This window comes from Luteimicrobium album (assembly GCF_030161555.1).
GTDB classification, from domain to species: Bacteria; Actinomycetota; Actinomycetes; order Actinomycetales; family Cellulomonadaceae; genus Luteimicrobium; species Luteimicrobium album.
In genome coordinates this window covers 2,271,624-2,284,401 of record NZ_BSUK01000001.1, presented here as the reverse complement: position 1 = coordinate 2,284,401, position 12,778 = coordinate 2,271,624, and the positions used below count along the sequence as shown (strand labels likewise).

Sequence of the window (12,778 nt, the reverse complement as noted above, 5' to 3'; positions counted from 1 at the left end):
AGCGCACTCTTGGGAGCCGGAGAGCCACTCGAGTCAGACCTCGCTGCACGCGTCGCACGACAACTTGGCGACGCAACACGAATGCTCGAAGAGGCTCAGCGTGACCGGCGCGAAGCTCTCGAGGACCGGAAGAGGATCGAGGAACTTCTTCGCGCCGCGGACCGCGGGCTCGAGAAGTCTCAGAAGACCCTCGAAGATGTGGGCCAAGCACTCACGGAGGCCGGATTCCCCAGCCTGGCCAGACCTCCAGCGATGCCTCGTAAGCCGCTCCCGATCGGCACGTGGGGTCGCATCGCCCGCACCGAGGTCTCCGACGGCCGCTGGGTCGCCCGCGCGCGCTTCCGCGACGAAGACGGCTACACGAGGAAGGTGGAGGCCTGGGGAAGTCCGGCGCCGCGGCGGAGCGGGCGCTTCTGGTCGCGCTCAAGGACCGCGCCGCGACCACTGGCACGGACATCACGCCGACGACGAGGATCTCGCACCTCGCCGACTACTGGGTGCGCACGAAGATCGAGAGCTCAGACCGCTCGACCAACACGAAGGCCCGCTACAGGTACGTCGTCGACAAGTACGTGGTCCCCGGCATGGGTGGTCTCCTGGTCCGCGAGGCCACCGTGGGTGCCGTGGAGAAGTTCCTGACGAAGACAACCGAGGAGACCGGCGCCGCGACAGCCAAGCTCTGCCGCTCGTGCCTCATGGGCATGCTGGCACTCGCGGTCCGCGACAAGGCCCTGCCGGCGAATCCGGTGCGCGAGGTCGACACCTCGACGACGAAGGTCGAGTCCCGCGAGGTCCGCGCGCTCACCGCCGACGAGGTGAAGGCGCTGCGGAAGGCGGTCCGCGTCGACAAGAAGGCCCCCTCGCAAGACCTACCGGCGCTCGTCGACATCATGCTCGCGACCGGCGCCCGCGTCGGCGAGGTGCTCGCGCTGCGCTGGGACGACGTCGACCTCGACGCCGGGACGCTCGCCATCACCGGGACCGTGGTCCGCGTGAAGGGCGAGGGCCTCACGCGCCAGGACACGACGAAGGGCAAGAAGGTCCGCCGGCTCCAGCTCCCCGCGTTCGCCGTCGCGCTCCTGCTCGAGCGGTCCGTGAAGGCGGTCGACGGTGGCGAGTGGAATCTGGTCTTCCCGTCGGCGACGCACGGCCTCCGCGAGGTCACGACCGTCGAGCGGCAGTGGCGCACCTTCCGCGCGACGCACAAGTCCTGGTCGTGGATCACGCCGCACTCGTTCCGCAAGACGGTCGCGACGACGATCGAGCGCGCCGACGGCCTCGCGGGCGCCGCCGCCCAGCTCGGCCACACCAACGAGAAGATCACCTCGACGCACTACGTCGAGACGCCAGACCTGGCGCCAGACTTCCGCGAGGTGCTCGAGCGGTTCTCGGATTGAAAGCGGTGGGTTTCCGGTGGATAGCGCCCATGTAACAGGAGACGGCGCAGGTCAGAAATAGCCTCTGACCTGCGCCGATGTGAGCCGCCTGTCGGGTTCGAACCGACGACCTTTCGCTTACAAGGCGAGCGCTCTACCAGCTGAGCTAAGGCGGCACGCCGGGCGCCGCCGGCGTAGTCGGGGCACGCCGGGCGCACGGATGCTCGGCACAGCCTACCGGGCGCGCGGCCCTGGCGGGGACAACGAAGCCCGGGCCGCCACGCGGTCCCGGGCTTCATCGTGAGTCGCTGCATGCGACCAGGGTGGTCAGTTCGTCGAGCCGGACTTCGCCGCCTCGATCGCCGACTTCAGGGCGCCTGGCGTCCCCACTCGCCGTTCGTACCCCAGAGCTTGCCGTTGATGAGGATCGTCGGCGTACCAAAGCCTCCGGTCTGTGGGTTGGCAAGGTTCTTGTCATCACCAACGTGGTCCGTCCACGCATTGACCCAGGCGGAGAAGGTGTGGTCGCTGAACTGGTCGGCGACCTTCTGGGACACGCCGGCCTGGACCGCGTAGTCCTTGAGCTGGTCGTCGGTTAGGCCCGTGCTGCCTTCCTGCGGCTGGTTCGCGTAGAGCGCCTCGTGGAACTGGATCACCTTGTCGGGCTCCTGGTCGGCGACGGTTGCGAACGCGCTGGCCGAACGTGTCGAGTAGTTCGTGCCCTGCGAATTCGCGTTGAGGATCGCCACGGGGTGCATGACGAACGTGATGGTGCCGTCCTCACGCAGCGAGTCGAGGTCGTCCTTGTTGACCTTCTCGAAGTTCCCGCAGTTGGGGCACATGTAGTCGAAGTAGAGGTCGACGGTCACGGCGCCGGCGTTCGTCTTGCCGGCGACCCCGTCCTTGTCGACGGGGATGCCACCGCCGTCCTTGACGGACTCGGCGGTCGACGGCGCCTTGACGTCGGCGAGCGACTTGGGCTTGTTGGCCTGGTTGATGAACACGACCGCGAGCACGACCGCCACCACCAGCACGACCAGCACACCGATCGTGATGAAACGGTTCCGCTTCTCGCGGCGTTCCTGCTCCTGGCGCAGCTTCAGGGCCTCAGCGCGCGCGGCGTCGCGGCGCTGCGACTTGGTGAGGTTCGAGTCGTCGGGCATCCCGTGTCCTGTTCTCGTTCGCGCGCGACGCGTTCAGGCGCCTCGCTCCATGGGTCCACAGCGTATCCAAACGGCCGATGCTGGGAGGCTCCTGGACGCGGGACCCCCGAGCGCCGTCGTCGGCCACGCTGCCGCCCCGCGTCCGGATACGTCGAACTTGCTCAGATCGTCGCCGGACAACATCCCGGACGACGATCCGAGTCGGTTCGACGACCCGAGGCTCAGCCCCGCGGGCAGTCCCCGCTCCCCACACCCGGGGACGCACGCCGCGGGCTCTGCGGATGCCGCGGACAGGTGACGGGACGGCGAAGGGTGGGATCGAGTGGGGTGCGCGCGACCGTGGCGGGGCTGGCGGGAGCAGCCCGAGGAACGAGGGCTGCGGATGGTAGGTCGCGCGCACCCCACTCGACCCCGCCGCCGGAACCACAACCCGCCCGAAGTACCTCAGGAGAGGTCCGGCGCCCCCGGGAACGGCCACCACCCGATCGCGTGCCCGTCCCACGCGATCCACCCCAACCACACCGCGGCCGCGACGGCGAGGACCACGACGACGACCGCGGTCCGCCGCCCGGGGACGAGGTGCCGAAGCCCGGCGCGGGCGCCGTCGCGGGTGACGGACGTCGCGGGACCGAACCAGGCGAGCAGGACGGCGACGACCATGGTGACGGCGAGGACGAGCCCGTAGAGCCAGGCGGCGTTCTGGTCGGGGTGGTCGGTGTCGGCGACGAGGACGTGCCGGTCGAGCACCCACCAGGCGCCGACGACGAGCACGAGCCCGGCGCACCCGGCGACGACGAGCGAGGGCAGCGACCCGACGACGCCGCGCACGAGGTGCCAGGGGGCGATGAGGGCGACGCGTGCGCCGTCGGACCGGCCGACGCCGCGGCGTTCGCGGCGGCCGTGGAGGAGTCGGCGGCGTAGCCGACGTAGCGGGCGAGGACGACGAGCGCGGCGAGGGCGACGAACGCGAGCCCGGGCCAGGTGGCCGCCGCGGCGACGAGGGGCAGCGCGAGCGCGACGAGCAGGCCGGAGCGGCTGGGGTGGCGGGGCCGGACGTACCCGGACGCGGACTCGTACACCTCCTCGGGGACGGGTTCGAGCCAGTCGGTGTCCTGGCCGTCCGCGCCGGCGGCCGGTTCGACGGGCGCCATGACCTCCGTCGCGTCGGTCGCGGGCGGCGGGGGTGGTGGGACGTCGGTGGCGACGGCGCGGGTCCGGCCGTCGTTGACGGGCGCGGTGCGGGGGTCGCGGGTGACGACCTGCGTGGGCCACTGGGACGCCGCGCCGAGGGCGACGGTCTCGACGAGGTCGCCGGGGGCGACGGGGTGGGGTTCGTCGCCGCCGTCGGCGGCCTTGCGCAGGGCCCGGACGACGTCGTCGGGCTGCCAGCGCTCCCCGGGGTCCGGGCGCAGGGCGCCCGCGATCGCCTCGCCCCTCAGCGGGCCGACGCCGCGCAGGTCGGCGGCGCCGGCCTGGGCCCGCGCGAGGACGGCGTCGACCGGGGTGACGCCGAACGGCGCGCGGGCGGTCGCGGCGAACGCGAGCGACGCCGCCCACCCCCACCAGTCGGTGGCGACGGACGGGTCGGCGCCGGTGAGCATCTCGGGGGCGAGGTACCCGGGCGTCCCCATGACGAGGCCGTCGGTGGTCATGCGGGCGTCCTCGAACCCGTGCGCGATGCCGAAGTCGATGAGGACGGGCCCGTGCGCGGTCACCATGATGTTGCTGGGCTTGAGGTCGCGGTGCACGACGCCGGCTCCGTGCACGGCCTGGAGCGCGTCGGCGAGGTCGCCCGCGAGCGAGGCCAGGCGGGCGGCGTCGTACGGGCCGTGGAGCGCGACGTCGTCCTCGAGGCTGTGCCCGTCGACGAGCTCGGTGACGATGAACGGGGACTCGCCCTCGAGCTCGACGTCGAGCACGGCGGCGACGGCGGGGTGGTCGAGGCGGCGGAGCGTCGCGGCCTCACGGGCCAGCCGGGCACGGGCGGACTCGTCGGTGTCGGGCCCGGCGTGCAGCACCTTGATGGCGACGGGGTGCCCGCCACCGTCCTCCGCCCGGTACACGGCGCCCGTGGCGCCCTGCCCGAGGCGCGCGACGATCCGGTACCCACCCACCTCGTCGCCGGGTGTCGCCGCAGCCCACATGGGTTCACCGTAGCGGCGTCGGACCTGCTCGCGTGGGACGTCGTCGCCGGTCGGACGCCTCGCGCCCGGCCCGCCGGCCCGGGGCGTACGACGACACCACTGGCTACGCTGGGAGCACCGACGGACAGGAGCTGACGCCCGGTGAGCCCAGAAGCAAGCAAGGAAGGCAACGACCTGGTCGTGGTGGCGAACCGCCTCCCGGTCGACTTCACGACGGACGACGACGGCAGCATCAGCTGGCGCCGGTCCCCGGGCGGCCTGGTGACCGCCCTGGAGCCGGTGATGCAGAGCGCCGAGGGCGCCTGGGTGGGCTGGGGCGGCGCCGCCGACGTGTACGCGGACCCGTTCGAGGCGGACGGCATGACGCTCGTGCCGGTGACGCTCAACGAGGACGAGATCGAGCAGTACTACGAGGGCTTCGCGAACGACACCCTGTGGCCGCTCTACCACGACGTGATCTCGCAGCCGGCGTTCCACCGGCAGTGGTGGGACGCGTACCGGCGCGTGAACCGGCGGTTCGCGGAGGCTGCCGCGGCGCAGGCCGGCACGGGCGGGACCGTCTGGGTGCAGGACTACCAGCTCCAGCTCGTCCCGGCGATGCTGCGCGAGCTGCGCCCTGACCTGCGGATCGGGTTCTTCGACCACATCCCGTTCCCGCCCTACGAGATCTTCAGCCAGCTCCCGTGGCGGCGGCAGGTCGTCGAGGGGCTGCTCGGCGCGGACCTGATCGGGTTCCAGCGCAACGGCGACGCCGCCAACTTCCTGCGGATCGTGCGGCGCCTCACGCGGCACTCGACGCGCGGCCAGCAGATCACGTTCGAGGACGGCGAGGGCCGCCCCGTGCGTGAGATCCGGGCGACGGCGTTCCCGATCTCGATCGACTCCCACCGCTTCGACGAGCTGGCACGGCAGGACTCGACCCGGGCCCGTGCCGCGGAGATCCGCACGGAGCTCGGCGATCCCGAGATCGTGATGCTCGGCGTGGACCGGCTCGACTACACCAAGGGCATCCGGCACCGCATCAAGGCGTACGGCGAGCTCCTCGACGACGGCCGGCTCACCGTCGAGGAGGCGACCCTCGTCCAGGTCGCGAGCCCCAGCCGGGAGAACGTGGACGCCTACCAGGAGCTCCGGGAGCAGGTGGAGACCGCCGTCGGGCGGATCAACGGCGAGTTCGGCGAGCTGGGCCACGCGGCCATCCACTACCTGCACCACTCGTACCCGCCCGAGGAGATGGCGGCGCTCTACCTGGCCGCGGACGTCATGCTCGTGACGTCCCTCCGCGACGGCATGAACCTCGTCGCGAAGGAGTACATCGCGGCCCGGTCCGACCAGCAGGGCGCCCTGGTGCTGTCGGAGTTCACGGGCGCCGCGGACGAGCTGTCCGGTGCCCTTCTCGTCAACCCGCACGACATCGACGAGCTCAAGTCCGTGATCGAGCAGGCCGCCCGCATGGAGCCCAAGGAGCAGCGGCGCCGCATGCGTCGGCTGCGCCGCAAGGTCATGGCCGACGACGTCGCGAAGTGGTCGAGCTCGTTCCTGCGCACCCTCGAGGAGATGCCCGTGTCCCCCGTCGCACCCGAGCTGCAGGACGACGACTCCCAGGGCCCCGGCGAGGACCTCATCGAGGCGCTCGACCGCCTCGCCACGACGGACGGCCTCGTCATGGTCGCGACCGACTTCGACGGGGTGCTCGCCCCGCTCGTCGACGACCCGTCGTCCTCGCGCACCACGCCACGGTCCGCGCGTGCCCTGGCACGCATGGCCCGCCGGCCCGCCTCGCAGATCCGGCTCGCCCTGGTCTCGGGCCGGGACCTGGACACGCTCGCGGCGCTCAGCCACGCGCCGTCGGGCACGCTGCTCGTCGGGTCGCACGGCGCCGAGCAGGGCGAGGTCGGCGCCGACGGCGTCGTCCGGCGCGACCTGGCGCTCACCGAGGGCCAGGCGTCGCTCCTGCAGCGGATCACCGAGGGCCTCGAGGAGATCGCCGACCGTCACACCGGCGTGTGGGTCGAGAAGAAGCCCACGGCGTCCGTCCTGCACACGCGTCGGTCCACGCACGACGGCGCGGCGCAGGCGACCGAGGCGGCCCGGGGCCTGGCCGAGCGGCTGGGCGTGGGCGCGCTGGAGGGCAAGGACGTCGTCGAGCTGCAGGTCGTCGACACCAGCAAGGGCAAGGCGATCGACGCGCTCCGCAACGAGCTCGACGCGAAGGCGGTGCTCTACGTCGGCGACGACGTCACCGACGAGCACGCGTTCGCCGTCCTGACCCCCGACGACGTGGCCGTCAAGGTCGGGCCGGGCGAGACGATCGCCGAGCACCGGGTCGCGAGCACGAAGTCCGTGGGGCTGCTGCTCGAGCACCTGGCGCGCGCCCTCGAACGCCGCAAGCGGTCCTGAGACGTCCGTCACAGGAGCACCCATCCGGGTCGGATAGCATGCTCCCGGGGCGGCACACGCCGCCCACTCATCCCGTCACGACGGATCGTCCGGCACGTACCTGCCGGTGAAGGGAAGTAGCAACGATGGCTACGGTCACCTACGACCACGCGACCCGGGTCTACCCGGGCACCGAGCGTCCCGCTGTGGACCAGCTCAACCTCCACATCGAGGACGGCGAGTTCCTCGTCCTCGTCGGCCCCTCCGGCTGCGGCAAGTCGACCTCCCTGCGCATGCTCGCGGGCCTCGAGGACGTCAACCAGGGCCGCATCTTCATCGGCGACCGCGACGTCACGGACGTCCAGCCGAAGGACCGCGACATCGCGATGGTCTTCCAGAACTACGCGCTGTACCCGCACATGACCGTGGCCGACAACATGGGCTTCGCGCTCAAGATCGCCGGCACGCCGAAGGCCGAGATCCGCCAGCGGGTCGAGGAGGCTGCCAAGATCCTCGACCTCACCGAGTACCTCGACCGCAAGCCGAAGGCGCTCTCCGGTGGCCAGCGTCAGCGCGTCGCCATGGGCCGCGCGATCGTCCGCCAGCCGCAGGTCTTCCTCATGGACGAGCCGCTGTCGAACCTCGACGCCAAGCTCCGCGTCCAGACCCGCACGCAGATCGCGTCGCTCCAGCGCCGCCTCGGCGTCACCACGGTCTACGTCACGCACGACCAGACCGAGGCGCTCACCATGGGCGACCGCATCGCGGTCCTCAAGGACGGCCTCCTCCAGCAGGTCGGCACGCCGCGCGAGATGTACGACACCCCGCAGAACGTCTTCGTCGCGGGCTTCATCGGCTCCCCGGCCATGAACATCGGCACCTTCCCGGTCAGCGGCGGCAACATCGAGGTCGGCCCTGCCCGCCTCGCGCTGCCCCGCGACGTCGCCGGCAAGCTCACCTCCGAGGACGACAACAAGGTGACCCTGGGCTTCCGCCCCGAGTCGCTCGACGTCACCTCCGAGTCGAACGCCGCCGCCTTCCCGGTCGAGGTGAACATCGTCGAGGAGCTCGGCTCCGACGCGTTCGTCTACGGCACGCTCCGTGGCTCGCTCGCCCAGAAGGACGACGCGGTCATCACGTCGGGCGCCGGCGACAACCAGGTCATCGTGCGCGTCGACCCGCGCAACGTCCCCATGAAGGGCGAGCGCGTGTTCGTCACGATCCGCCCCGGCGAGGAGCACGTCTTCTCGGCCGCGACGGGTCAGCGCCTGTCCTGACGCACGTCACCACCACCGCGGGGCGGGTCCGGTTCGCCGGGCCCGCCCCGCGGTGCGTCCACCGCTGCCGCACCGAAATCGGGCGGGCCCGACGGCGTCGGGCCTGGGAGGATGACTGGACCATGAGTCACGACCTGCAGATCACCGCGTCCGCCCCCGACCCGGCGCTCCTCGACCTCCCGTGGGACGTGCCCCTCGAGGACTGGCCCGCCGACCGGATCGCCGCCCTCCCCCGCGGCATCTCCCGGCACACCGTCCGGTTCGTGCGGCTGTCCGGGCGCGTCATCGCGCTCAAGGAGATCGGCGAGACCGTCGCGTACCGCGAGTACGCGCTGCTGCGCCAGCTCAAGCGGCTCGACGTGCCGAGCGTGGACCCCGTCGGTGTCGTGACCGGGCGCCTCGACCCCGACGGCGAGCCCCTCGAGGCCGTGCTCGTGACCGAGCACCTCCAGTACTCGCTCCCCTACCGCGCGCTGTTCAGCCAGGCGCTGCGCCCCGACACGCTGACGCGGCTCATCGACGCCCTCGCGGTGCTCCTCGTCCGGCTGCACGTCGTCGGGTTCTACTGGGGCGACGTCTCCCTGTCGAACACGCTGTTCCGCCGCGACGCCGAGGCCTTCGCCGCGTACCTCGTCGACGCCGAGACGGGCGACCTGCACCGCAAGCTCACCGACGGCCAGCGCAACTACGACGTCGACCTCGCCCGCACCAACATCATCGGCGAGCTCATGGACCTCGCCGCCGGCGAGCTGCTCGACGAGGACGTCGACGAGCTCGCCATCGGCGACCTGCTCGTCGAGCGGTACCAGGAGCTGTGGGCCTCCCTGACGACCGCGGAGAGCTTCGACGCCGCCGAGCGGTGGCGGGTCGCCGCCCGCATCGACCGGCTCAACGACCTCGGCTTCGACGTCGACGAGCTCGCCATGACCACCGACATCGACGGCACCACCGTCCGGATCCAGCCGAAGGTCGTCGACGCCGGGCACCACTCCCGGCGCCTCATGCGACTCACCGGCCTCGACGTCCAGGAGAACCAGGCCCGCCGGCTCCTCAACGACCTCGACTCCTATCGGGCCGCGACCGAACGGCAGAACGACGACGAGTCGTTCGTCGCGCACGACTGGCTCACCGAGGTCTTCGAGCCCAGCGTCCGCGCCGTGCCCCGCGAGCTGCGCGGCAAGCTCGAGCCCGCCCAGCTCTTCCACGAGATGCTCGACCACCGCTGGTTCCTGTCGGAGCAGCAGCAGCGGGACGTGCCGATGCCGGAGGTCGTGCGGTCCTACGTCGACAACGTACTGCGGCACCGGCGGGACGAGCAGGCGCTGCTCGGCGAGGACAGCTGACGAATCCCCGCGACGTAGTACGGCCGCCGGTATACCTCGCGAGGTATACCGGCGGCCGTACTACCTCGCGAGCAGAGGGTGCCGCCTACTCGGCCTGCGAGCGCAGGCGCGCGACCTCGTAGAGGGCGATCCCGCCCGCCACGGACGCGTTGAGCGACTCGACCTCCGACGTGATCGGGATCGACGCGACGACGTCGCACGCCTCGCGGACGAGCCGCGACAGCCCCTTGCCCTCGGAGCCGACGACGACGACGAGCGGGTCCGTCGCGAACGCGACGTCGCCGATCGCGGTGGGCCCGTCCCCGTCGAGCCCGACGACGAAGCACCCGGCCTGCTTGAGCTCGCCGAGGGCGCGGGCGAGGTTGGTGACGCGTGCGACGGGCACGCGGGCCGCGGCGCCGGCGGACGTCTTCCACGCCGACGCGGTCACCCCGGCGGCCCGTCGTTCGGGCACGATCACGCCGTGCCCGCCGAACGCCCCGGCCGACCGCATGACGGCACCGAGGTTGCGGGGGTCGGTCACGCCGTCGAGCGCGACGAGCAGCGGTGCGGTGCCGCTGCGGGCGGCAGAGTCGAGGAGGTCGTCGAGGTCGGCGTACTCGTAGGGCGGCACCTGGACGGCGACGCCCTGGTGGATCGAGCCGTCGGTGAGCCGGTCGAGCTCGGGCTTCGTGACCTCGAGGAGGTTGTACCCGCGCCCGGACGCGATCTGGAGGATCTCGCGGGTGCGGTCGTCGGCCTCGAGACGCGAGGCCACGTAGAGGGTGGTCACCGGGACGCGCGCGCGCAGCGCCTCGAGCACCGCGTTCCGGCCGGTCACGACCTCGGTGGCCGCCCCGCGGCCGGGACCGCGGCTCGACCCACCACGGCCGCCGTTACGGGGCCGGTCGCCCCCGCGACCGGAGGACCCGGCCACCTTCTTCTCCGCCTCGGCCTTGCGCTTGTGGGCGACGTGGTACGTGCGGTCCTCCGCCTTGGGCGTCGGGCCACGGCCCTCGAGACCCTTGCGGCGCTGGCCGCCCGAGCCGACCGTCGCGCCCTTCTTGGAGCCGGGCTTGCGGACGGCGCCGCGACGCTTCGAGTTGCCTGCCATGTCAGTCCTGCAATCGTTCGGTGGGGGCGGGCGCGGCGAGACTCCACCGCGCGCCGGTGGGCTGGTCCTCGACGAGGATGCCCGCTGCTGCGAGGCGCCCGCGGATCAGGTCCGCGGTCGCGAAGTCGCGTGCGGCCCGCGCCTCGGCACGGGCGTCGAGCTCGGCCTGCACGACCGCGCCCAGCGCGTCCGCGTAGAGCGAGTCGCCGCCCGTGGCCCAGTGGGGGTCGCCGGGGTCGAGCCCGAGGACGTCGAGCATCGCCCGAACGGCGACCAGCTCGGCCCGCACGTCACGGCGCGCGGCGTCGACCTCGGGCCCGTGCCACCCGCCGGCGGAGGCCGCCGCGAGGGCGGTGTTCCCGAGCCGCAGGTGCTCGTGGACGACGGCGAGCGCCGCCGGGACGTTGAGGTCGTCGTCCATCGCCGCGACGAAAGCCTCGGGCAGCGCCGCGGACCGGATCTCGGCGTCGTCGACCGTGCCCACGCGCTCCGACGCCCGCGCGACGAACCCGGCGAACCGGTCCCAGGTCGCCTCGGCCTCGGCGAGGGTGTCGGGGGTCCACTCGAGCATCGAGCGGTACTGGACGGCGGTGAGGGCGTAGCGGAGCGCCGAGGCCGGTGCGTGGGCGAGGACCTCGCGGACGAGCAGCCCGTTGCCGAGCGACTTGCTCATCTTGGCGCCGCCCTGCGTGACCCAGGCGCTGTGCAGCCAGTAGCGCGCGAAGCCGTACCCGGCGGCGCGGGACTGGGCCTGCTCGTTCTCGTGGTGCGGGAAGCGCAGGTCGAGGCCGCCGCCGTGGATGTCGAACGTGTCGCCGAGGTAGCGCTGGGCCATCGCGGAGCACTCGAGGTGCCAGCCGGGGCGCCCGCGGCCGAAGGGCGTGGGCCAGGCCGCCGTCGGGGGCTCGCCGTCCTTCGGTGCCTTCCAGAGGGCGAAGTCGTGCGGGTCGCGCTTGAGGCCAGCGTTCACGGGCTCGTCCACGCCGAGGTCCTCGGGGGCGATCGTGAGGTCCTCGAGGCGCTGGTTGGTGAGCGAGCCGTAGTCGGGCCAGGAGCGCACGTCGAAGTAGACGTCGCCCTCGGCGGCCACGTAGGCGTGCCCTCGCTCGACGAGGCGGGACATCAGGCCGACCATGTCGACGACGTGCCCGGTCGCCCGTGGCTCGTAGGTGGGCGGGAGGACGCCGACCGCGTCGTACGCGGCCGTGAACTCGCGCTCGTAGATCGCGGCCCGCTCCCACCACCGCTGACCTGCGGCGGCGGCCTTGGCGAGGATCTTGTCGTCGATGTCCGTCACGTTGCGCACGAGCGTCACGGCGAGGCCCGACCGGCGCAGCCAGCGGACCAGGACGTCGAACGCGACCTGGGTGCGCAGGTGCCCGATATGAGGCTCGCTCTGGACGGTGGCCCCACACACGTAGATGCCGACCTCACCGGGCACAGCGGGCACGAAGTCCCGCACGTCGCGCGTGGCGGTGTCGAAGAGGCGAAGGGTCACCCGGCAAGGGTACCGGGGCCGCCCCCACCGGGCAGAACGCCTCAGACGCGCCAGACGACGCGGCGGGGCGTGACCCGCACGATCACGCGCTCGTTGCCCGTCCCCTCGTCCCCCGTGTACCGCTCGGCGCCCGTGTAGGTGCGCACCAGGTCGTGGATGAGCTGGGAGTCCGGGTCGTCGACGAGCGTCACGTCGCCGCGGATCTCGAGGTAGCGGTGCGGCTCGTCGCGCGGGTAGACGAGCACGGTGGCCCGCGGGTCGCGCTCGAGGTTGTCGGCCTTGCGGCGCCCGCGCACGGTGGAGACGAGCACGTCGTCCCCGTCCCGGGCGACCCACACGACCGAGAGCTGCGGTCGGCCGTCGGGGTCGATGGTCGCGATGACCGCGTGCTCGGGGGCGTCGAGGAGCGCCTTCGCGTCGTCGGGGAGGGCGGGGGCCGTCGTCGTCTGCGTCATGCCTGGTCCAAGCCCGACGACGGCGCCGCCATTCCGCGCGTCCGCCAGGT

General features: G+C 72.3%; 10 protein-coding genes and 1 tRNA gene. 4 read left to right on the top strand and 7 right to left on the bottom strand.

Features of this window, described 5'->3' with window-relative positions; genetic code table 11:
* Positions 1-33 precede the first annotated feature (33 nt).
* Positions 34-207, bottom strand: coding sequence for a hypothetical protein (locus QQK45_RS11825; RefSeq protein ID WP_284293421.1), 174 nt, complete (start codon positions 205-207; stop codon positions 34-36).
* A 74-nt stretch (positions 208-281) separates the two neighbouring features.
* On the opposite strand from QQK45_RS11825, the gene QQK45_RS11820 reads away from it, so the two are divergent.
* Positions 282-1,397: a tyrosine-type recombinase/integrase gene (locus QQK45_RS11820; protein ID WP_284293420.1), complete on the top strand. Its 1,116-nt coding sequence runs from the start codon at positions 282-284 to the stop codon at positions 1,395-1,397.
* Positions 1,398-1,479: 82 nt separating this feature from the next.
* Here QQK45_RS11820 and QQK45_RS11815 read toward each other — a convergent pair.
* The 3 genes from QQK45_RS11815 to QQK45_RS11805 all read right to left on the bottom strand — a co-directional run bounded on the left by QQK45_RS11815 (position 1,480) and on the right by QQK45_RS11805 (position 4,683).
* Positions 1,480-1,552: transfer RNA gene (locus tag QQK45_RS11815), tRNA-Thr, on the bottom strand.
* Between the two features lie 192 nt (positions 1,553-1,744).
* A complete protein-coding gene (locus QQK45_RS11810) occupies positions 1,745-2,539 on the bottom strand; it encodes a DsbA family protein (RefSeq protein WP_284293418.1) in 795 nt (264 codons plus the stop codon).
* Positions 2,540-2,760: 221 nt separating this feature from the next.
* Entirely contained in the window at positions 2,761-4,683 is a 1,923-nt protein-coding gene (locus tag QQK45_RS11805) for a serine/threonine-protein kinase (protein WP_284293417.1), read from the bottom strand.
* Between the two features lie 141 nt (positions 4,684-4,824).
* On the opposite strand from QQK45_RS11805, the gene QQK45_RS11800 reads away from it, so the two are divergent.
* The 3 genes from QQK45_RS11800 (at position 4,825) to QQK45_RS11790 (ending at position 9,682) form a co-directional block, all read left to right on the top strand.
* Positions 4,825-7,083, top strand: coding sequence for a bifunctional alpha,alpha-trehalose-phosphate synthase (UDP-forming)/trehalose-phosphatase (locus QQK45_RS11800; protein WP_284293416.1), 2,259 nt, complete (start codon positions 4,825-4,827; stop codon positions 7,081-7,083).
* 125 nt (positions 7,084-7,208) lie between these two features.
* On the top strand, positions 7,209-8,339 hold the full coding sequence (locus tag QQK45_RS11795) for an ABC transporter ATP-binding protein (RefSeq protein ID WP_284293415.1): 1,131 nt from the start codon (positions 7,209-7,211) through the stop codon (positions 8,337-8,339).
* A gap of 122 nt (positions 8,340-8,461) precedes the next feature.
* The gene (locus QQK45_RS11790) at positions 8,462-9,682 is read left to right on the top strand and encodes a DUF4032 domain-containing protein (RefSeq protein ID WP_284293414.1); all 1,221 of its coding nucleotides are present in this window, start codon (positions 8,462-8,464) and stop codon (positions 9,680-9,682) included.
* An 85-nt stretch (positions 9,683-9,767) separates the two neighbouring features.
* On the opposite strand, the gene rlmB is transcribed toward QQK45_RS11790, so the two are convergent.
* From rlmB to QQK45_RS11775, 3 genes are read right to left on the bottom strand one after another with little or no spacing between them, the layout of a single operon-like run.
* Positions 9,768-10,775 (bottom strand): 23S rRNA (guanosine(2251)-2'-O)-methyltransferase RlmB, encoded by a 1,008-nt coding sequence (rlmB, locus tag QQK45_RS11785; RefSeq protein ID WP_284293413.1) that lies wholly within the window; start codon positions 10,773-10,775, stop codon positions 9,768-9,770.
* 1 nt (position 10,776) lies between these two features.
* Positions 10,777-12,273 carry a cysteine--tRNA ligase gene (cysS, locus tag QQK45_RS11780; protein ID WP_284293412.1) on the bottom strand — a complete coding sequence of 499 codons (1,497 nt, stop codon included), beginning with the start codon at positions 12,271-12,273 and terminating at the stop codon, positions 10,777-10,779.
* A 41-nt stretch (positions 12,274-12,314) separates the two neighbouring features.
* Positions 12,315-12,728 (bottom strand): PPOX class F420-dependent oxidoreductase, encoded by a 414-nt coding sequence (locus QQK45_RS11775; protein ID WP_284293411.1) that lies wholly within the window; start codon positions 12,726-12,728, stop codon positions 12,315-12,317.
* Positions 12,729-12,778 lie beyond the last annotated feature (50 nt).